This is a genomic window from Microbacterium sp. HSID17254 (genome assembly GCF_003989315.1).
Classification (GTDB): Bacteria; Actinomycetota; Actinomycetes; order Actinomycetales; family Microbacteriaceae; genus Microbacterium.
In genome coordinates, this window is sequence record NZ_RBLT01000185.1 from 1 (window position 1) to 782 (window position 782).

1 protein-coding gene is annotated in these 782 nt (G+C 75.8%); it reads left to right on the forward strand.

Annotated elements, in window-relative coordinates:
- Positions 1 to 147: 147 nt before the first annotated feature.
- On the forward strand, positions 148 to 782 hold a 635-nt coding region (locus D8M34_RS18485), incomplete at its 3' end, for a helix-turn-helix transcriptional regulator (protein ID WP_148113114.1).

The following is a 782-nucleotide window of genomic DNA, read 5'->3' on the forward strand; positions in this document are numbered from 1 at the left end:
GGCCGGGGGAGCCCGGGCACGGGTGGCCGCGCGGCTGCGGCCGCTGCGGTGTGGGAGGCGGCGGAGCACGTGCGGCGCGCGCGCCGGGTCTGGCTTAGAACCGGGGGGGCGCAGGAGCGGGGCGACGCCGCGGAGGAGACTCGGCTCGTGGCGGGGGAGGGCGTGTGGGGCGCGGCGGCGGGAGTGGGCGCGCGCGGGGGCGTGACCGATGCCGGGACCGTGGCCGTTGACGGGTGGGCGGCGCTGGGCGCGGCGGCCCCGGCGGCGGCGACGCGATTCGAGGTCGCGCCGTCCTGGCAGGACTGGCTGATCCAGTACTTCAACCTGCAGGTGACCCCGCTGACCGGTCAGGGGTACTCCCAGGACAGGATCGCCGCCCTCGTCCGTCGGTGCGGAGTGCGACCGCCCGGTGGCGCCCCTGCGGGAGCACGCGTACCGGACATCCTCGATCCACCGGCTCTGCCGCGGACCCGAAGGGCCGCGGCCGTCGCTGAGGGCTCGATGCACGATCCCGCCTGCGACCTCACCGTGGAGCAGTGGGCGGCCCGGGTGCTGTCGAGTCCGCGCACCCTGCGGCGTGACTTCCTTGCAGGCAGTGGGCTCACCTTCGAGCGTTGGCGGCTGCACTGCAGGCTGCGGGCGGCGGTCGAGCTCCTGGTCGCGGGATACGATGTCGACCAGGTGACCGTGCGGGTGGGCTTCGCGAGCCGCAGTGGTCTCAGCCGCGCGTTCCGGCACGAGCTCGGGGTGACGCCTCATCACCTCCCTCGGCGGCTCGCGGC